The organism is Enterobacter sp. ECC_219_Taxon_10 (assembly GCF_058354905.1).
Genome location: NZ_CM178005.1, coordinates 2359958 through 2379209 on the forward strand (window position 1 = coordinate 2359958; position 19252 = coordinate 2379209).

Here is a 19252-nt window from a genome sequence, read left to right on the forward strand (position 1 = left end):
CATAACCCTATATTTCACAAGATTATTTTGCGGGCTCGTTTAAAGAGTGTTCGAATTTTAATCACCCCGTAAAGGTATCATTTCAGGGCGAAATTATCGCCCTGGACAGGACGTAGCATTATGAAGACACATCCACAGTACGAACCCTGGCTGCAGGGCATGCTCATCATCGCGAAGCACTACCGGCTGGACTTTTCCGCGGAGCATGTTCGGGTCACGATTAACCATGAAAGCCAGTCTCCGCGCCAGCTGGTGCTGGAGGAAATGGCGCGCCAGCTTGGGCTGGGGATGCGTGTGGTGGCGGCCGAGGCGGTCTCTCTCGATCCATGGCGCCTGCCGCTTCTCGCGGAATTCACTGGCGGACAAATCGCGGTCATTAACCGCATGGACAACGATGGCAACGTCAGCCTGCAGTTCAGCGGCGACGGTGGGCTGGAGACGACGCTGACGCGTGACGAACTCGGGGCACGGTTAAAGGGGCTGATGGTGTTGCGCCCCCTCGAATCCACGCCGGATGCCCGCGTGGACGACTACATCAAACCGTATGAGAAAAACTGGTTCTGGCAGCTGGCGCTGAAGGACTGGCGACGCTACAGCGACATTATGCTGGTGGCGCTGGTGGCTAACGTGCTGGCGCTCTCCGGCATGGTCTTCTCCATGCAGGTCTATGACAGGGTGGTACCGTCCCAGTCGGAAGCCACGTTGTGGGTGCTGTTTGGCGGCGTGATGATTGCCATCGTGTTCGAATTCATCATGCGCATGCTGCGGGTGCATATTTCTGACGTGGTGGGGAAGCGCGCCGACCTGCGCATCTCTGAACGCGTTTTTGCCCACGCGCTGCGGATTAAAAACGGCGCGCGCTCGAAATCAACCGGATCCTTTATCGCCCAGATCCGCGAGCTGGAGTCGGTGCGCGAGCTGATCACCTCGACCACCATTGCGGCGATTTCCGATCTGCCGTTTTTCCTGCTGTTCGTCTTTATTCTGTGGATGATTGGCGGTCCGCTGGTGCTGGTGGTTCTGCTCGCCGTGCCGCTGTTGCTCATCCCCGGCCTGCTGGTGCAGCGCCCGCTGGGGAAGCTCTCCAGCGAAGGGATGCGCGAATCCGCCATCCGTAACGCCACGCTGGTGGAGGCGGTGCAGGGCATTGAAGACATCAAGCTAATGCGCGCCGAGCAGCGTTTCCAGAACCAGTGGAACAACACCAACGACGTGGCCGCCAGCGTCGGCATGAAGCAGCGCTGGCTGACGGGCCTGCTGCTCACCTGGACGCAGGAGGTGCAGTCCATCGTCTATGCGGTGGTGCTGCTGGTGGGCTGCTACCTGGTCATCAGCGGCGACATGACCACCGGCGCGCTGGTCGGGACCTCGATTCTGGCGTCGCGCACCATCGCGCCGCTGTCGCAGATTTCAGGCGTGCTCTCGCGCTGGCAGTCGGCAAAAGTGGCCCGCAAGGGGCTGGACGACCTGATGCAACGCCCGATTGACGATCCGCAACACGGCAAGAAGGTGCACAAAGCGCACCTGCGAGGCGACTATGCGCTTGAAGACGTCGGGTTCTATTACGACGAGGAAGAGAAACTTACCGTGCTCAACATCAGCAAGCTGCAGATCCGCGCCGGGGAGCGCGTGGCGGTGCTCGGGCGTAACGGCTCCGGCAAAAGCACGCTGCTGCAGCTTCTTGCTGGCATGCAGGAGCCGCAGCAGGGGAGCATTCTGCTGGACGATATTGCTCTCAATCACCTGGACCCGGCCGACCTGCGTCGCGACATGCAGCTGCTTAGCCAGCAGGCCCGGCTGTTCTTTGGCTCCGTGCGGGACAACATCCTGATGGGGAATCCGCTCGCCACCGACGATGAAATTCATCAGGCGCTGGTCAACAGCGGCGCGCTGGAGTTTGTGCGCAAGCAGAAAATGGGGCTGAACTATATCATCAACGAAGGCGGGGCTGGCCTGTCGGGCGGCCAGCGTCAGGCGCTGCTGCTGGCGCGCGCGCTGATCACTTCCCCTAATATCCTGCTGCTGGATGAGCCTACCGCCTGGCTGGATGAGATGAGCGAGAAGCAGTTTATTCAGCATCTTCACAAATGGCTGGGCAAGCGCCGGACGCTGGTGGTGGCAACCCATCGCCTGCCGATTCTGGACCTGGTCGACCGCATCATCGTGCTGGAAAACGGCAAAGTGGTGATGGACGGCCCGCGCGACGCGATCCTGCATCAGCACGGGCTGGCGCCGCAGAAAGCAGCGCAGCGTACTGTTACCATGAAAACGGAGGGCGTGGCATGAACGATTTCTCCCGTTTTAACAGCCGTCTGAAAGAGCCTCGCCTGCCGCGATCGTCACTGGTGGCATGGTCGCTGTTCGCCCTGATGGCGGTGTTTATCGCCTGGGCGAGCTTGTTCCAGCTGGATGAAGTCACGACCGGCAGCGGCAAGGTGATACCGTCTTCCCACGAGCAGGTGATTCAGTCCCTGGAAGGGGGGATTATTCACAGCCTGATGGTGCGCGAAGGTGACATTGTGGAACGCGGTCAGCAGCTGGCACAGCTTGACCGGACCAAAACCGAGTCCAGCGTGCTGGAGAGCGAGTCTCGTCTGAACGCGGCGCTGGCAACGGCTGCGCGTCTGAAGGCCGAAGTCAACGACACGGAGCTCGCGTTTCCCGAGGAGCTGGACGATGATGTTGAGCTGGTTAAACAGGAAACGGCGCTTTATCAGTCCCGTCGCGAGAGCCTTGAAAAAGGGCTGGCCGGCTTACGTCAGGGCGCCGAACTGGTCCAGCGCGAGCTGTCGCTGACCCGTCCGCTGGTCACCCAGGGGGCGGCCAGCAAGGTTGAGGTGTTACGTCTTGAGCGTCAAAAAAATGAGCTTGAGAACAAAATTACCGAGATGAAAAACCAGTATTACGTCCGCGCCCGCGAAGAGCTGGCGAAAGCCAACGCGGAGATTGAAGCCCAGCGTTCGGTGATGAAAGGGCGTGAGGACTCCCTGACCCGGCTGACCTTCAACGCGCCGGTGCGCGGGATCGTGAAGGATATTGACGTTACGACCGTGGGCGGCGTTATCCCTCCGAACGGCAAGCTGATGAGCCTGGTGCCGCTGGACGACCAGATGGTGGTTGAGGCGAAAATCTCGCCGCGTGATGTTGCGTTTATCCACCCCGGCCAGAAAGCGCTGGTGAAAATTACGGCCTATGACTACTCCATTTACGGCGGGCTGGAGGGCGAGGTGACCATGATTTCACCGGACACGTTGCAGGACGAGGTGAAAAGAGATGTCTACTACTACCGCGTCTACATCCGTACCGACAGTAACCATCTGACCAATAAGCAGGGCAAAGCCTTTCCGGTCTTTCCGGGCATGATTGCTACCGTTGATATCAAAACCGGCAGCAAAACTATCCTGGATTATCTGCTGAAACCGCTGAACAAGGCAAAAGAGGCGCTGCGCGAGAGATAAGGGTTGGCGTTCGGGATACCGAACGCCATCTGCATTATACCGTTGACGTTACGATGTTTGGGTGGCGTCGCTCCTTCGGCACCACGTTAATGTAATGTGTGACGTAGGCGAAATATAATCCGGCATAGTTTTCGACCAGTTCGAAAAACGCCGGATACACCGACAGGCGACCGTCACCGCGATCTTTCAGATAGCCTGCCTCTTGCGCCGATTTGATAATTCGGTTGACGTGGATCCGGGAGACAAAGAATTCTTTCGCGAGCGTGCTGGCGGAATAGTCAATAACCGCGCCATGGGCAGATTTGTTTTTTATGGCCTGCAGGTAAAGATACAGCATAATCATGCGGCCTCCGTCCTTATCTATAAATAACCCTACCTCCGGTAAAACTTTTCTGAACGTTAATCCACGAAAGAGATATTCCGCCGCGCGGCGGAAGAAATTATTTCTCAACGTGTCATTATCGAGCAGGTTTACATCAATATTAAACGTCGGGTAAAGAGTGCTGACGGGCAAAAATGCACCGGACATATAGCGCTTGAGTTCATTCAATCCTTTTTCTGTTGGGGCAATTCTTGTTTTACGCCGATCTTCCGTACAGCGCCAGGTCCTGATGCGCCCCGTGGTTCGAAGTATTGTAATGATCGCAATTACGCTGTTGGGGCTGGCTATTTTATAGCGGGAACATAACTCTTTAATCTCTGATACAGATTCGGCCTGATTGCCAAATATAAAACAACACATGGAGAGGATAATGTTAAACCGTGATTCCTGAAGCATTGTCTTATAGAACAAAGGTTGTTTTTTGTAGATGGCGTCATTGATTGTGTAGTGCTCTAATATTGCCTCACTAAATCGCGGGTTGCTCTTTATAACATCCCTTCGATGTAGCAAGGCCCTGGATGAGATGTGATTATCCATAGCATTTTTCTCGTATTTGATAAGCCGATAGATGAAGTATCCAGCCTTCTTTTTCGGAATTTTCATTATACCTGAGAAAAAGTGGCTTGCGGTCGTTATTTTAAAAGAAACATATATTTATATCGGTGCGTGGAAAAGGGTGATTAACGCAAAGATGTTCCGGTGCGTGGCGTTGATAACAGTATCTTAACCTGGAGGTGTATTGTAAAATTATTATACACACCGCTGTTGGTTTACATATTCATAATAATAATGGCGCTTTCGTGCCCAGGAGCAGGTTATGACCCATAAAATTTCACTCAGTAATGTCGCGAGCAATGAGCAAAGATTTGTCATTTCAACCTGCGGTTTTACGTTTCAGGGGTATCGCCTGCTGCTCAAAAAGTACGGAATAGAGGCTGCGCATATTCATTTTGATGGAGATGAGCTATCTCAACTGGACAAGGAAAATATCCTTATTCATCAGAATGCTCACATCGTAGTGTTCCTGGGAAAAGGTACGGTAACTCTGCTGGAGAGCCTGACGCGACTGGCTTCCGTACTCAATGCACTTCCTGTTATTCGTTGTGTAACCCTGTATGGTGATATACCCGACAGCTGGCTCTATCGAACTCTGGGTAGCCTTTTAAATAACAGCTATCAATTATCACTGATTCGTATAGCCAGCGTTTCTGATGTAATAACCTGCTTCCACACCCACAATAATGGGTTTAGAGACCGCTCGCGCTTATTACGCGATTACTATCTGGATTGCTCGTCGCGTGAAAACCTTAAATGGCTGACAAGAAGAGAGGTTGATGTTTTATTAAATTTCTATCGCGGCATGTCCATAAAAGATATGTGCGACAGACTGAGGCTTTCTAATAAAACGGTTTATACCCATCGTAAAGAAGGTTTGCAGAAATTACATTATATTAAACGATGGTTGAATGAACCGCACACATTCAAAGTGGAAAAGCGGATTAAAAGCCAAAGTCAAAGAGTGGACTTCACGGATAAAGAAGCGGAGGTTTTTAATGCGCTGGTAAAAAGGGAAATATTCCCCGCTTATCAAATTATTACCGATTGTGACAAAAAAGGAGTGGGGTTTGAGATACTCATTCGCTGGAATAAAAACGGAAAAATAGTCAAGCCCGCCCGTTTTTTGAATGATATCGATAATTATGAAGTATGGCTAAAAATTACGGCATTGGTGATTCATGCCGCCGTTTCCGGGATTAATAAATATAATGGTAAGTTCTATTTTTCAGTGAATATACCGCCTCGCCTGGCGTCCGGGAATGCACTGCCAGAGATGGCCAGGAAAGCCATCGGCATGCTGCTCAACCCCCAGTGGGCGGAAAAGCTGGTCTTTGAATTCGCGGAAGATATTGATGTGACGAAAGACAAAAATATCCCTGAAACCATGCGCCATCTGCGTAATACGGGGTGCAGACTGTTTCTTGACGACTGCTTCTCAAGCCATCACGCCATGTTCCCCGTCAGGCAGGTGCATTTTGATGGGCTGAAACTGGACCGGGACATCGTCGATCATTTTGTGGCGAACGATAACGATTATAATCTGATTAAAGCGATACAGATTTACAGCGACATGACCGGAACGGCTTGCATTGCAGAGGGCGTTGACAGTGAAGAGAAATTTGAAAAATTAGTTGAGCTGGGTGTGAAAAACTTTCAGGGATATTATCTTTCGCGCGCCGTGAAAGAGGAGGAGTTAGACCGTATGGTGAGATTGTTCAGCTAAAAAATAAAGCCCCGAAGGGCCTTGATTATTTACGTCCCAGCAACAAGCCAAGCACAATACCGACGGCACCCGCTGCGATGAGACCGGTCAGCGGATTATTTCTGACCGCTTCAGTGACGTCAGAGACGGCATCGCTGGCCTGCGCCGCATATTTTTTCGCAGCGCCTTTTACCTGGTGTTTTGGTGAATCAACAAATTCACCGAACTGCTGCTGGGCTGAACCTGCAAGCTCATCAAATTTATTTTTTGCTTTGTCTTCAGCAAACTGGGTGTTTTTATCAGTACCGAAATCAGACATTTTTGCCTCCTTTTGTTGATAGTTAAAGGATAGCCTCTCTTTGAAAAGATGAGAGGCGTAACGCTAAATTTCGGAGGGGATTGACCTGTTTTCGGATATATCTACACGAGATGAGAGCGTTATTTTTCGTTCTCATCCTGGCCGTAATACAGTTTTCCAATCCGGATAAGCGGGCGGCCCTGAGACTTGCGGTGCAGGTTGCTGTCCCGAAGGGAATACACGCAGCCGCAATATTCCTGCTGGTAAAACTGTTCCCGCTTGCTGATCTCAATCATGCGTGATGAGCCGCCCTGTTTGCGCCAGTTGTAGTCCCAGTAGACCATCCCCGGATAGCGCGCTGCCGCACGTTGGCCGCAGTCGTTTATCTGCTGCATATTTTTCCAGCGGGAAATCCCCAGCGAACTGCTGATAACGCTAAAACCATTTTCTGCCGCATAAAGCGCTGTGCGCTCGAAACGCATATCGAAGCACATGGTGCAGCGAACGCCGCGCTCGGGTTCCCACTCCATGCCTTTCGCGCGTTCAAACCAGTTATCGGTGTCGTAATCGGCATCGACAAACGGCACGCCGTGTTTTTCCGCAAAACGGATATTCTCCTCCTTGCGGATGAGGTATTCCTTTTGCGGATGGATATTGGGGTTATAGAAGAAAATGGTGTAATCAATACCCGAGGCCTGAATGGCTTCCATTACTTCACCGGAGCAGGGGGCGCAGCAGGAGTGCAGCAGAAGTTTATCAGCGCCGTTGGGCAGGGTGAGTTGCGGGCGGACGAAAGGAGTCGTACTCATGTTGCTCTACAATATGTTAATGAAATTTATGGAATTGTAGCACACGTTATTAATCTATTCAGACTGTACTGATGAGCTGAGGGATCCTCATAAATAAACGCAAGCAGCGAACAATCCCCTCGCCCCTCTGGGGAGAGGGTTAGGGTGAGGGGAACATACGGCTCAGGTGGTCATTATTCGGCAAATTTGAGCAGCGCTTCGCCGTCAAGACGGTAGCGCACCCATTCGGACTGCGGCAGCGCGCCAATGCTCAGATAAAAATCGATGGCGGGCTGGTTCCAGTCCAGCACGCTCCATTCAAGGCGGCCACACTGCCGTTTTACCGCGAGCTGCGCGATATGTTTCAGCAGCGCTCTGCCCGCGCCTTTACCGCGATAGTCCGGGGAAATATAGAGGTCTTCCATATAAATACCGTTGCGTCCAAGCCAGGTCGAATAGCTGGTGAAGAACACGGCATAGCCGGCGATCCTGCCGTCAAACTCAGCGATCAACGCCTCGGTTTTACTGCCCGCACCAAAGAGGGTTTCCCGGATCTCGTCCGGCGTGGTTACGACCTCTTCGGGCGCTTTTTCATATACCGCCAGCTCATAGATCATGGCGTAAATGGCCGCGGCATCTTCGGGACGGGCCTGACGAAGGGTTATGCTCATTGTTTTTCCTGTTTTTTTGCATGGTTCGCGATTGATGGCGTTAAGCATACGGAGTATTGTCCGAAGAATTAAGTGCAATGAAATCAACAAATGATGAATATTATGCATCCGGCTCTGAGACGTCTTGATTTAAACCTGCTGCCCATTTTTGACGCCATTTACCGCCACCGTTCCGTTCGCCTCGCAGCCGACGAGCTGGCGATGAGCACCTCGGCGCTAAGCCATGCGCTGTCGCGTCTGCGCATGACCCTTAACGATCCGCTCTTTTTTCGGGAAGGGCATCGTATGTCCCCCAGCGTGTATGCTTCTCAGCTCGCGCCTTCCATTGCTTCCGCATTGTCATTTCTTAATCAGGAGCTGACCCCGCAGCCGGAGTTTGACGCGGCCAGCAGTACCGAAAGCGTACAAATTGGGATTACGGACTTTACCGCGCTGTGCATTTTTCCCGCCCTGATGCACAAGCTGCAGCTTGCTGCCCCGGGGCTGCGTTTCGAATTGCGCTATCTGCCGCACAGCCCGGCGCTGACGGAACTGCTGGCGGGTGAAGTGGATCTGGCACTCGGTTTCAGCACGCCGGATGATATCCGCCATCCGGAACTGGAGGAGATCGGCTGGTTTGAAGATGAGTATGTGGTCATCAGCAACGCGCGCCGGACGCGGCTGACGCTGGAGGATTATCTCGCTGCCCGACACCTGGTGGTGACGCCGTGGAACGAGAAGCAGGGCGTTCTGGATTTACGGCTTGAGCAACTGGGCTATACGCGGCACATTGCGATCAAAACGCCGTCGATGCTGAGCGCACCGTTTATCGTTGCGGAAAGCGACCTGCTGATGGCGATCCCTCGTTTTGCCGCTGAGAAGCTGACGACGGCAGCGGACCTGAGGATTTTTCCTTTACCGTTTTCGATACACACGTTTGAAGTGAAAATATACTCGCATAAACGCAGCGGCCAGCGGGGCGCGACCCGATGGCTTAAGGAGGAGCTGCAAACGCTGGCGCAGGCTGGCAGGGGACTGTAGGCCGGGCAAGCGCTGTGCCGCCCGGCAGAAATGGCGGTCAATAAGGGATAGTCACTTTAACGGCAGGTAGATATCCGTTTGCAGCGCATGTTCTGGCACCTCGTGAATAAAATTGAGGTAATGGAAAAACACCGGGGCATCGCGCAGCGTTTCGCCGCTGGCCGGTAGCCAGTCGCGAAACATTGCCCACACCGTGGCGGAAATGGTATCCAGCGAACCGGTGTGACGGCCAACAGCGTAACGTCCGCCGTCAATTTCACCACTGGAAACGCCAAATTCATTCTCTGGTATCGGTTCCGAGATACTGCCGCAGATATCGAAACGAAAGGCGTCTGCGGGTGTGGTTGCCGGGTCATCCCAGGCAATGCCAAACGTGCTGCTTTCGTGTACTGGCGATAGGCCCGTGCTTTTACGCCAGGCAATAAATTTCGCCGCGCTGTCATTAACCCGATCCGGGCTGCCACGGTGCTGCAGCATTGCCACCTGGGTCTGTGGGAAATCGACAATCTTAACTTCCATCGTTTTTTGCTCCTGAAAGGTCATTTTCGGTACGCGCTGGTGCCAGTTCAGCCAGTCCGGCTGCTGCCGAAACTGACGCGGGCTTTTTCCAAACGCGTTTCTGAAGGCGCGACTGAACGATTCAGGGCTCTGGAACCCGGCATCGAGCGCAATATCAATCACCTTATCCTGAGGATTAAACGCCAGTCGCCAGGAAGCATGACGCAGACGCAGCCACTGGATATAGCGATACAGAGGCTGACCGCTAAATGCCAGAAACTGTCGGTGAAAATGATAAGGCGAACAGCAGGCTAACGCGCTGAGCTTCTCCAGCGTAAGCGGTTCATCGAGATGGTTGGCGATATAGTCGCACACCATCGTGAAGCGCTCGCGGTAGGCCGTTTTGATTGCATCGTTCATTGCATCCTCCTGATGACCCACTTTGCCTCACCGAATGGACATAATCCTGACCGATCTTGCTGACTAGTTTCATCGTTGACAAAGTTTTTTCCTGTGAGGGCCATATTGTTCTGGCTTTAACCCGCGTCATTACGCAGGTGCGGGGAAGGAATCTGGGACACGAATGCCAGGTTGATCCCCTGGCATTACAATATTTTCGGCGCTATCAACGCTGAATGGACTGAGGGATGAAGTTAAATTTGTCCTCCGAAAAAGGTGGACTATTTGTCAGCGATCAGCCCTAACAACTTACAGTGCTCGTCAATTGCTTCCCATATCATGTCCTGCTCATCACCGTCCCATTCTTCAGCCATCGCAAGCTCTGAGCGGAACTGTTTGAGCCTGATATGGATAGCGGCTATCTCATTGCGACCACATTGCTTTGCCATTTTTATCAATAAGGATTCGGGCGTTTTTTCGTAGGGGGACAGCCCAGCGCGCGCTTTAATGTAGAGTGTTGTTAGTTTGTCCATAGAAGCTTAGGTCGTGAAGGTTCTATCAATCCAGTAACGGTTTGCGACTTTCTTTCGCCGGCTCTGGCTTGAGTTTTTCAACGGGAATACTGCACATGCTTTCAGCTATTATCCCAAAAAGAGAGCCTTTCGGGAAACTTTCCCATTGCCCCACATCCTGTGACACATGTATGACATCGCCTTCCGCGAACGGTTTGGAAAAATAGGTTCGCGCCATAATGGCACGCTCGTTTTTGTCGCAATTAATCACGTCGATTGCCCGGGAACTCGCTACGTAGACGGGAGGATTTTTTATGATGAGTTCCTGCTCGGCGTAGTTATTGATGAAATAAAAGCGGCGCAAGTGGTCGTTACCCTGATAAGTTGAAATCACCCGAAGATCGATATATGAAGTGACTTTTTGATCTTCAAGAATTTTTATGACGCCAGCCGGTGGCTTGGGCGTAGACTGCAGCAGGGGTTTACCTATCCCGGTACAACCTGTCAGCATAAGTAATACCAGCCATGTTAGCTTTTTCATTTCGCACCCCCTGCGGATAAATCAGGTCGTAATGTCGTCAGCATGTCAGGCGTTACATTCCCCTGAACGGTACAGAGCAATAATGTCCCGTCTTTACCTTTGCTGAGCATTAACAGCTTTTCGGTACTTTCTTTTGCCGGAGCAATACCTGACACCGCCTGCGCGTTGTCTTCCCAGTCACTGTTTGGGTTGATTTTAATCATCGTCTGAGAAACATAATCGTCTCCCGCCTTTTTCCAGGATAAACGATCGAGTTTGGACATTACTTCTTCCGGTGACTCTTTGAAAATTAGTCCCCAGTAATAGTACTTACCGTAATTGATTTCATCGAGATTGCTGGTTTGTATATAATATCCCGATACCGTCAGATTTAATTCATGCAGTGGTTGGGTAAACCAGACGTTGCGATTGCCGTCTTCAGGGGCTTTGAACCAGGCCTGCGAATGCTTGTTAAGCGTTAAGGGGGCTAAGCGGCTGAGTTTGGCTCGCTGATGATAAATCTCGCTGAAAAAGGTTGAGTCGCAACGGGTCAAACTTTGTGTCAACGTGCTGGCGTGAACTGCGGGTGAGGCTGCAGCCATACCCGCTATGAGCCCAATGGAGGAGATGAGTTTACGCATGTAATTTCCCTATAATAAAAAAGACCCTGTTTTTATCGGCTCATCAGGATGAGACTTTACGCTTTTTATTTTACTACATTATCAGGCGTATTGAATGCCTAACCTACAGTCAGTTAATCCTGCTCATCGAGCGTCTAGCGATGGGTTATTGCCTTCGTTTAAAAACCTGCGAAGTTTTAGTATCCATGAAAGAAGTAGCGAATCTTCAGGCCGATAAACTTCAATACAGGCCAGACATAATGCTGAATTAAATATAAGACAGGTGGCACAACTAATGTCGCACCAGTTGCGCAGATTGCGTATGCCGCCGAATCCTTTGCAATTAATTCATAGTTTAGGTTAAGTGTTTCAAGATTAATTGCATTGGCTGTACTCGAACCTACAAATCCAGAACTAAAAACTACCAGGAACACATAAAGTGATGCTGTTATGAGTTTTAAAATTAGCCAAAAAAATTTCACGATGACCACCTGCTGATTGATGTCACCATTTAACACAAAAACGTCCTGCTTAGCTAGTTTATGGTTTGCGTTTTTCTGAATAGTATTCAGATCTTGACACATCCTCATTTTCCCTGACTGTCGCCGGGTATTTAATTCAGGCAGCAGAAAATCATTTTCAGATACCTCTTCGCTTTTTATCTAATATCACGAATAGGGCAGGGAGAATAAGAGTTGAGTACCGAAACTTTTAACATGTTAAGAAACCGGCTAATAACCATATAAAACTTAATGTTTACATAAAGTTGCTTTAAAAGATACAATACCCCCCTATAGTATCAGGAGGGCGTATGCCGCACTCACCCGAAGATAAAAAACGTATTCTTACTCGCGTCCGTCGCATTCGGGGCCAGGTTGATGCCCTTGAACGCGCGCTGGAGTCGGGCGACCCCTGTCTGGCCATTCTGCAGCAAATTGCCGCCGTGCGCGGCGCTGCCAATGGTCTGATGGGCGAAATGGTTGAAATTCATCTCAAAGACGAGCTGGTGACGGGAGACACAACGCCGGATCAGCGAGCCGTACGCATGGCGGAAGTCGGCCATTTGCTGCGCTCTTATCTAAAATAAACCCACACACCTCACAATAAGGGACGTCATTATGAAATCTCGCGCTGCTGTCGCATTTGGCCCCGGCCAGCCGCTGAAAATCGTCGAAATCGACGTAGCACCGCCGAAAAAAGGCGAAGTGCTGATCAAAATCACCCATACCGGCGTGTGCCATACCGATGCATTTACCCTGTCCGGTGACGACCCGGAAGGCGTCTTCCCGGCGGTGCTGGGTCATGAAGGCGGCGGGATTGTGGTGGAAGTGGGCGAGGGCGTGACCAGCCTGAAGCCTGGCGATCACGTTATCCCGCTGTATACCGCGGAATGCGGCGAGTGTAAGTTTTGTAAATCCGGCAAAACTAACCTCTGCCAGGCCGTTCGCGCCACCCAGGGGAAAGGGCTGATGCCGGACGGCACCACCCGTTTCTCCTACAACGGTGAGCCAATCTATCACTACATGGGTACCAGTACCTTCAGCGAATACACCGTTTGCGCGGAGATCTCCCTGGCGAAGGTGAACCCTCAGGCGCCGCTGGATAAAGTCTGCCTGCTGGGCTGCGGCGTAACCACTGGCATTGGCGCGGTGCATAACACGGCAAAAGTCAAAGAGGGCGACACCGTGGCGGTGTTTGGTCTTGGCGGCATTGGTCTGGCGGTGATTCAGGGCGCAGTCCAGGCGAAGGCCGGTCGTATCATCGCGGTCGATACCAACCCGGAAAAATTCAAGCTGGCGGGCGAAATGGGCGCGACCGATTTTGTGAACCCGAAAGATCACGAGAAACCGATTCAGGAGGTCATCGTAGAGATGACCGACGGCGGCGTTGACTTCAGCTTCGAGTGTATCGGCAACGTGAACGTGATGCGTTCCGCGCTGGAGTGCTGCCATAAAGGCTGGGGCGAGAGCATCATCATCGGCGTGGCCGGGGCGGGCCAGGAGATCAAAACCCGTCCATTCCAGCTGGTCACCGGACGCGTCTGGCGCGGCTCCGCCTTTGGCGGCGTGAAGGGGCGTACCCAGCTTCCTGGCATGGTGGAGGATGCGATGGTCGGTAAAATTCAGCTCGACCCGTTCATTACCCACCGTTTGCCGCTGGAGCAGATCAACGACGCGTTCGATCTGATGCACGAAGGAAAATCCATCCGCACCGTCATTCATTTCGGCGACAAGTAACTCTTCTGCCAGCGGTTTTTAGCCGCTGGCATTTCTTTAATAATCTTCTCTAAAGTGTGACCAGTGCGGCGTTTTTAGCCGTAATCTAAATCCCCACCGTGCCGATGACTATTTAACACGCATGTTTTTACGCATCTTCCCTACAAGAGAGTCGACGGTCATGGACAACACTACTTCGATGCAGGCGCAGCGCAAGCTGGGCTTCCTGCATCACATCAGGCTGGTTCCGCTGTTTTCCTCCATTCTCGGTGGCATTATTCTGCTGTTTGCCTTGAGCTCAGGGCTGGCGGGGTATTTCCTGCTGCAGGCCGATAACGATCAGCAGGACGTTACATCTGAAATTCAGGTGCGTATGGGGCTGTCGAACAGCTCAAACCATCTGCGAACCGCGCGTATCAATATGATCCACGCCGGGGCGGCAAGCCGTATCGCGGAGATGGAAGCGATGAAGCAGAACATCCGCGAGGCGGAAACGCGAATTAAGCAGTCCCAGGATAGCTTTACCGCCTATATGAATCGTTCCGTGCGTAGCCCGGCGGACGAAGCGCTGGATGCGGACCTGAAGGCACGCTACGACGCCTATATCGCGGGCCTGCAGCCGATGGTCAAATTTGCCAAAAACGGCATGTTCGAGGCGATCATCAACCACGAAAATGAAACCGCCCGCCCGCTGGATGACGCTTATAACGCCGTTCTGCTGAAGGCGATTAAGATCCGTACCGACCGCGCCAATGCGCTGACGGCACAGGCGCACAGCCGCACGCAGCTGGGCCTGATGTTTATGGTGGGGGCGTTTGCGCTGGCGCTGGTGCTGACCGCCATGACCTTCGTTGTGCTGCGCCGCACCGTCATTAATCCGCTGCAGCGTGCAGCGAAACGTATCGAGAATATCGCCAAAGGCGACCTGACGATGCCGGACGACGTGGCCGGACGCAGCGAAATTGGCCGCCTGACGCGCGATCTGCAAACCATGCAGCACTCCCTTGAAACAACGGTCGGCACCGTCCGTCAGGGGGCGGAGGAGATCTACCGGGGTACCAGCGAGATTTCAGCCGGTAACACCGATCTCTCTTCGCGCACCGAGCAGCAGGCCGCGGCCATTGAGCAGACAGCCGCGAGCATGGAGCAACTGACCGCGACGGTGAAGCAGAACGCCGATAACGCGCATCATGCCAGCAAGCTGGCGGAGGATGCCTCCGGAAAAGCCAGCCGCGGCGGCCAGATGGTCTCCGGCGTGGTGAAAACCATGGGCAATATTTCGACCAGTTCGAAGAAAATCTCTGAGATTACCGCGGTGATCAACAGTATTGCCTTCCAGACCAATATCCTGGCGCTTAACGCGGCGGTAGAAGCGGCGCGCGCGGGCGAGCAGGGGCGCGGGTTCGCCGTGGTGGCCAGCGAAGTCCGAACTCTGGCCAGCCGCAGCGCCAACGCCGCAAAAGAGATCGAAAGCCTGATCAACGAATCGGTGTCGCTGATTGACCAGGGTTCCGGTGAGGTCGTTGCCGCAGGCAACACCATGAATGAGATCGTCGAAGCGGTTAAGCGCGTGACCGACATCATGCTGGAAATTGCCGCCGCATCTGACGAGCAGAGCCGCGGTATCGTGCAGGTAAGCCAGGCCATTTCGGAGATGGATAAAGTGACCCAGCAGAACGCCTCGCTGGTGGAAGAAGCCTCCGCGGCGGCGGCGTCGCTGGAAGAACAGGGGGCGCGTCTGACCGAGGCGGTCGGGGCGTTTCGTCTGAGCGGTGCGAAGCCGAACCGCGCGGTGGCGTCAGCGCCAGTGGCGACGAGCGCGCCGTTGCGCCCGGCGGCGACGGTTTCGGGGGATAACTGGGAGACGTTCTGAGTCGTGTGTTTTGTCGGGTGGCGGCTTCGCCTTACCCGACTTACTTGTATTTGTCGGCCCGTGTAAGCGTAGCGCCACCGGGAAAAAAAAGGGACCTTTCGGTCCCTTTTTCATTTGTTACTGCTTATCGGGTAACGCGTACGCGATAACGTAATCACCGCGATCCGGCGACTGGCGGGCGCCCCCGGCGTTAATCACGATGTACTGCTTACCGGTTTTCGGCGAGACGTAGGTCATCGGGCCGGACTGGCTGCCGACCGGCAGACGGTCCTTCCAGATCTCTTTCCCGGTGGCGGTATCAAACGCGCGCAGGTAGAAATCCTGGGTGCCGGCGAAGAACAGCAGACCGGACTGGGTTGACAGTGACGCGCCCAGCGTCGGCATACCGATCGGGATTGGCATGTGCATGCGAATGCCCAGAGGGCCGGTATCTTCCACCGTGCCGACAGGGACCTGCCACACCAGCTTGCCGGTTTTCAGGTCAACGGCCGACATGGTGCCGAACGGCGGCTTCTGGCACGGAATGCCCAGCGGCGACAGAAAACGTTCGCGCATCGCGCCGAACGGCGTACCGTCCATCGGGACAATCCCCATCTCAATGCCGCTGGCGTTTTTCGCCACGTTCGCGCGCGGCACCATGTAGTTTGCCAGGCCCAGGCGCATATCGTTGACGAACATCAGGCTGTTGTTCGGGTCAACGGAGACGCTGCCCCAGTTCATTCCGCCGAGCGAGCCGGGGAACTGCAGGGAACGGTCGAGACCCGGCGGGGTGAAGACGCCCTGATGACGCATCTCTTTAAACTGAATGCGGCACAGCAGCAGGTCAACAGGCGTCGCCCCCCACATGTCGGACTCGGTCAGCGTCTGGTTGCCAATCATCGGCATGCCCACGGAATACGGCTGGGTCGGTGAGTAGCGTTCACCTTCAACGTTACCCGCCGGAACGGGACGTTCCTCTACCTTCGCCACCGGCTTGCCGGTTTCGCGGTTAAGCATGAAGATCATGCCCTGCTTGCTGGTCTGGACGAGCACAGGTGTGGTGCCGCCTTTGCCGTCCGGCAGGTCGTACAGCAGGGGCTGGGAAGGCAGGTCAAAGTCCCACAGATCGTGGTGGGTGGTCTGGAAATGCCAGCGGACCTGTCCGGTGGCGGCGTCAACGGCGACGATGGAAGAGCTGTATTTATCGTCCAGCGCGGTGCGCTCACCCGCCCAGAAGTCCGGAGTGGCGTTGCCGGTTGGCAGATAGATCAGGTTTAGCTTAGCGTCGTAAGACATCGCTGACCAGACGTTCGGCGTGCCACGCGTGTAGGTCTGGCCTTCCGGCGGCAGGCCGGTCAGGTTCGGATTACCCGGATCCCACGCCCACGCCAGTTTACCAGTGTGAACGTCGTAGGCGCGCACCACGCCCGGCGGTTCGCCGGTGGAGAAGTTATCCGCGACGCGGCCGCCGACGACAACGACATTGCCGGCCACAAGCGGCGTGGAGGTCTGCTGATAATACCCGGGCTTGATCTCGCCCATGCCGACGCTCAGATCAACGGTACCATGGTCGCCGAAGTCTTCGCAGACCTTGCCGGTATCCGCATTGATGGCAATCAGGCGGGCATCGGTGGTCGGCAGGAACAGACGCCGAGGGCATGCCGCAGGCGATGTGTCTGTTTGTGACGTTGTCACGCTTGCGCGATCTTCAAAATAGCCCAGGCCACGGCAGCGCTGCCAGTTAGGGGCGGTGGCTTTGGAATCATAACGCCATTTCTCTTTACCGGAATCCACGTCCAGCGCCAGTACTTTACTGTACGGGGTACAGACATACAGCGTGTCGCCAACCTGCAGCGGCGTGTTCTGATCTTCCGCGCCGGAGCCGTTGCTTTGCGGAATATCGCCGGTGTGCGCAACCCAGGCAACTTTTAGATCGCTGACGTTTTGCTTGTTGATCTGGTCCAGCGCGGCGAAACGGTCGCCGTGGGTGGTATTGCCCCAGTGCTCCCAGTTCTTTTGCTGCTCGCCGGGTGCGACGGGTTTAACCGGAACGGGCTCGTTCGCGGCCACGAGGGTTTGTGGCTTAAACATCCAGCCGAGGCTCACCAGCATCGCCAGCGCGAGCACGGCCGCGACGCCAAAAGCGGGCGCCTTGTTCGCGGCGCTGTGGTTCGCAGCACGCAGGAAAGGCCAGACGATGGCGCAGAGGAAGGCCAGTACGGCAAAGGTGAACAGGCGAGAGAAGAGCGGCCAGAAATCCCAGCCCGCATCGCTTACTGCCCAGAACAGCGAGGCAATAAACGCGATGCCGTAAAGCAGGATCCCGCTGCTGCGATTGAGGAAAATCAGGAGCGCGGCAACGACCATCACCACGCCCATTATCAGGAAGTAAATACTTCCGCCTACGGTGGCGAGCTTAAAGCCCAACCCGCCGACCGCCAGACCGATGAGCATCATCAGTCCGACAAGAAGCCACTGCAGAATACGAGGTACCCCGCGCGGCGCGCTGCCAAATGCCATTTCTGTCTCCTTTAAATCCCCCGCCGTGCCGGATGTGTACCATTTGGATAAAAAATGCGGGGAACACAATGATTAACACGAGTGAATTCGTATTTATAAAATGATATGCGAACCATTTGGTGAATTCGTGGCTATGATAAAACTGTTAAATTGTTTTGCGCAATTGTTAATGAATCATTCCGCATTATTTGATTAACACACAGGCCAGTTCCCTCTCCCCTAAGGGGAGAGGGTGAGGGGTAAGAGGTCAAACAGGCATGGATTTGCGAATGGCGCTCAGCAGCGTTTGTGCGCCCGTGGAAAGTGGGGTATCCACCCGGGTCAGAATGCCGATGGGTTCGCCCGCACCGGGGGAGGTGATCGGCAGGGCGGTCAGCGTCCCCTGTCGCAAATCGTCTTTTACCGCACCGGAAGGCACGAACCAGACGTAGTCATAATCCAGGGTGAGCTGACGCGAAAGGGAGGCCGAAAGCGTTTCGATACACCCTGAAGACAGCGTACACCCCTGCATCTGCAGCAAAGTTTCAGCGGCCTGGCGCGGAACGGTCCCTTTTGGGCAAACCACTACCGGCCACTCCATCACCCGGCTTAACGTCACGGTGTCCTGAAGCAGGGGGTGATCGGGACGAACCACCAGCTTCAGGGATTCCAGAAACAGCAGTTCATAATTGAGGCCGCCCATCAGTTCAGGGTCGGACATTCGACCGATACCAAGATCCAGTTCACCGGATTTAAGCCCCGCGAGCAGCATGGTGTTATTCATGGTAGCAACCTGAATAGTGGTATTGCGCTGCTGCTTGTGGAACTGACCAATAACAGGCGGCAGAATCCCCAGCGCCGCGGTTGGCAAGGCGCCGACGCGAACCACCTCGCTGGAGAGCTCTTCTTTTCGGTGCAGGGACTGGCCGGCGGTGTTGAGCGCATCCAGCACCTTTACGGCGTGCGTCAGGAACTGTTCGCCTACCAGAGTCAGCTGTGCCCCAAGCCGACCGCGATCAAATAGCCGGGCGCCGGTCAGCTGTTCCAGCTCGTTGAGGGTTTTCGAGAGCGCAGGCTGGCTCAGGTTAAGAGTTTCAGCCGCACGCCCCAGCGTTCCCTGTTGAGCGACGGCCACAAATGTATGCAAATGGCGCAAGCGTATGCGCTGACTGAACAGACCATTTTTTTCCATAGGCGATGTTAAAAACAGAGCGATGCGGGTGACAAGTTAAGTTGTTTAATTTTGATAACCTGATAGC

The 19252-nt window shown here is 54.1% G+C and carries 18 protein-coding genes; 7 read left to right on the forward strand and 11 right to left on the reverse strand.

What is annotated here, in order from left to right; translation table 11 throughout:
• Positions 1-120 precede the first annotated feature (120 nt).
• Positions 121-2286, forward strand: coding sequence for a type I secretion system permease/ATPase (locus AC4ICF_RS11255; RefSeq protein ID WP_316379100.1), 2166 nt, complete (start codon positions 121-123; stop codon positions 2284-2286).
• Entirely contained in the window at positions 2283-3458 is a 1176-nt protein-coding gene (locus tag AC4ICF_RS11260; protein WP_316379101.1) for an HlyD family type I secretion periplasmic adaptor subunit, read from the forward strand. Before AC4ICF_RS11255 ends, AC4ICF_RS11260 begins: the two co-directional genes overlap by 4 nt.
• 34 nt (positions 3459-3492) lie before the next feature.
• Here AC4ICF_RS11260 and AC4ICF_RS11265 read toward each other — a convergent pair whose 3' ends face one another.
• Entirely contained in the window at positions 3493-4377 is an 885-nt protein-coding gene (locus tag AC4ICF_RS11265) for a helix-turn-helix domain-containing protein (RefSeq protein ID WP_116341127.1), read from the reverse strand.
• 280 nt (positions 4378-4657) lie between these two features.
• Here AC4ICF_RS11265 and AC4ICF_RS11270 point away from each other — a divergent pair, with 280 nt between their 5' ends.
• Positions 4658-6121: an EAL domain-containing protein gene (locus tag AC4ICF_RS11270; protein WP_192982419.1), complete on the forward strand. Its 1464-nt coding sequence runs from the start codon at positions 4658-4660 to the stop codon at positions 6119-6121.
• 25 nt (positions 6122-6146) lie between these two features.
• Here the strand turns inward: AC4ICF_RS11270 and AC4ICF_RS11275 are convergent, their stop codons facing one another.
• The 3 genes from AC4ICF_RS11275 to AC4ICF_RS11285 form a co-directional block, all read right to left on the reverse strand.
• A complete protein-coding gene (locus AC4ICF_RS11275; protein WP_047651242.1) occupies positions 6147-6419 on the reverse strand; it encodes an ElaB/YgaM/YqjD family protein in 273 nt (90 codons plus the stop codon).
• Positions 6420-6538: 119 nt separating this feature from the next.
• Positions 6539-7207: an epoxyqueuosine reductase QueH gene (locus AC4ICF_RS11280; protein WP_163329285.1), complete on the reverse strand. Its 669-nt coding sequence runs from the start codon at positions 7205-7207 to the stop codon at positions 6539-6541.
• Positions 7208-7380: 173 nt separating this feature from the next.
• Entirely contained in the window at positions 7381-7857 is a 477-nt protein-coding gene (locus AC4ICF_RS11285; RefSeq protein ID WP_045260478.1) for a GNAT family N-acetyltransferase, read from the reverse strand.
• Between the two features lie 90 nt (positions 7858-7947).
• Between AC4ICF_RS11285 and AC4ICF_RS11290 the strand changes: the two genes are divergently transcribed.
• On the forward strand, positions 7948-8877 hold the full coding sequence (locus tag AC4ICF_RS11290) for a LysR family transcriptional regulator (protein ID WP_316379102.1): 930 nt from the start codon (positions 7948-7950) through the stop codon (positions 8875-8877).
• Between the two features lie 51 nt (positions 8878-8928).
• Here AC4ICF_RS11290 and AC4ICF_RS11295 read toward each other — a convergent pair whose 3' ends face one another.
• The 5 genes from AC4ICF_RS11295 to AC4ICF_RS11315 all read right to left on the reverse strand — a co-directional run bounded on the left by AC4ICF_RS11295 (position 8929) and on the right by AC4ICF_RS11315 (position 12010).
• The gene (locus AC4ICF_RS11295; protein WP_166711083.1) at positions 8929-9795 is read right to left on the reverse strand and encodes an AraC family transcriptional regulator; all 867 of its coding nucleotides are present in this window, start codon (positions 9793-9795) and stop codon (positions 8929-8931) included.
• A 260-nt stretch (positions 9796-10055) separates the two neighbouring features.
• Entirely contained in the window at positions 10056-10307 is a 252-nt protein-coding gene (locus tag AC4ICF_RS11300) for a hypothetical protein (protein WP_116340023.1), read from the reverse strand.
• Positions 10308-10332: 25 nt separating this feature from the next.
• Positions 10333-10827 carry a surface-adhesin E family protein gene (locus AC4ICF_RS11305; protein WP_233003519.1) on the reverse strand — a complete coding sequence of 165 codons (495 nt, stop codon included), beginning with the start codon at positions 10825-10827 and terminating at the stop codon, positions 10333-10335.
• Positions 10824-11447: a hypothetical protein gene (locus AC4ICF_RS11310; protein WP_116340022.1), complete on the reverse strand. Its 624-nt coding sequence runs from the start codon at positions 11445-11447 to the stop codon at positions 10824-10826. The genes AC4ICF_RS11305 and AC4ICF_RS11310 overlap by 4 nt, the downstream gene beginning before the upstream one ends.
• 176 nt (positions 11448-11623) lie before the next feature.
• Positions 11624-12010: a hypothetical protein gene (locus AC4ICF_RS11315; protein ID WP_116340020.1), complete on the reverse strand. Its 387-nt coding sequence runs from the start codon at positions 12008-12010 to the stop codon at positions 11624-11626.
• A 227-nt stretch (positions 12011-12237) separates the two neighbouring features.
• On the opposite strand from AC4ICF_RS11315, the gene AC4ICF_RS11320 reads away from it, so the two are divergent.
• From AC4ICF_RS11320 to AC4ICF_RS11330, 3 genes are all read left to right on the forward strand, one after another.
• Positions 12238-12513: a metal/formaldehyde-sensitive transcriptional repressor gene (locus AC4ICF_RS11320; protein ID WP_028013093.1), complete on the forward strand. Its 276-nt coding sequence runs from the start codon at positions 12238-12240 to the stop codon at positions 12511-12513.
• A 31-nt stretch (positions 12514-12544) separates the two neighbouring features.
• Positions 12545-13663 carry an S-(hydroxymethyl)glutathione dehydrogenase/class III alcohol dehydrogenase gene (locus AC4ICF_RS11325; protein ID WP_166711085.1) on the forward strand — a complete coding sequence of 373 codons (1119 nt, stop codon included), beginning with the start codon at positions 12545-12547 and terminating at the stop codon, positions 13661-13663.
• Between the two features lie 160 nt (positions 13664-13823).
• On the forward strand, positions 13824-15515 hold the full coding sequence (locus AC4ICF_RS11330) for a methyl-accepting chemotaxis protein (protein ID WP_116340016.1): 1692 nt from the start codon (positions 13824-13826) through the stop codon (positions 15513-15515).
• A 117-nt stretch (positions 15516-15632) separates the two neighbouring features.
• Here the strand turns inward: AC4ICF_RS11330 and AC4ICF_RS11335 are convergent, their stop codons facing one another.
• On the reverse strand, positions 15633-18014 hold the full coding sequence (locus AC4ICF_RS11335) for a glucose/quinate/shikimate family membrane-bound PQQ-dependent dehydrogenase (protein WP_316379103.1): 2382 nt from the start codon (positions 18012-18014) through the stop codon (positions 15633-15635).
• Positions 18015-18261: 247 nt separating this feature from the next.
• A complete protein-coding gene (locus tag AC4ICF_RS11340) occupies positions 18262-19185 on the reverse strand; it encodes a LysR substrate-binding domain-containing protein (RefSeq protein WP_316379105.1) in 924 nt (307 codons plus the stop codon).
• Between the last annotated feature and the right edge of the window lie 67 nt (positions 19186-19252).